The 384-nt window shown below is 43.8% G+C and carries 1 protein-coding gene; it reads right to left on the reverse strand.

The genetic code is table 11. The features are described from left to right. Positions 1-193: hypothetical protein (locus RZO55_RS12495; RefSeq protein WP_318064616.1), on the reverse strand; the 193-nt coding region annotated here is incomplete at its 3' end. Between the last annotated feature and the right edge of the window lie 191 nt (positions 194-384).

A 384-nucleotide genomic window follows, 5' to 3' on the forward strand; every position in this document is an offset into this window, starting at 1 on the left:
CTTTATTGGATTGGATCTTTTCCTCATAATCTTGTTTTACCGATTCGGGCAGATGGTCGATTTCCATTGCTTGATAGTCAGAGATCTTTTCATTTATTCGCTTGATTATGGCGGCTTTCGGCACCGGACGAAGACAAATCGAGATATCCAAATTAATCTTGAGGCTCAAAAGATTGTCCAGCCATCCCGCCACAATTTCCTCCGGCATGTAACTTATTGTGTAAAATCTGTAGTATGTGTGGTCCATAATTAGATAGGAGCCACAATCTTCAACGTCCGGCGGCCGCCAACGCATCAAGTTCATTCCCGGCTTGTATGGAGAGGCCAGTGATTTAACCGGGGAAAGGTATTGGTAAATTGCTTTGCTGATTCCATCTCGATCAA

The organism is Clostridium boliviensis (assembly GCF_033342255.1).
In the GTDB taxonomy this organism is placed as follows: domain Bacteria; phylum Bacillota; class Clostridia; order Lachnospirales; family Lachnospiraceae; genus Lacrimispora; species Lacrimispora boliviensis.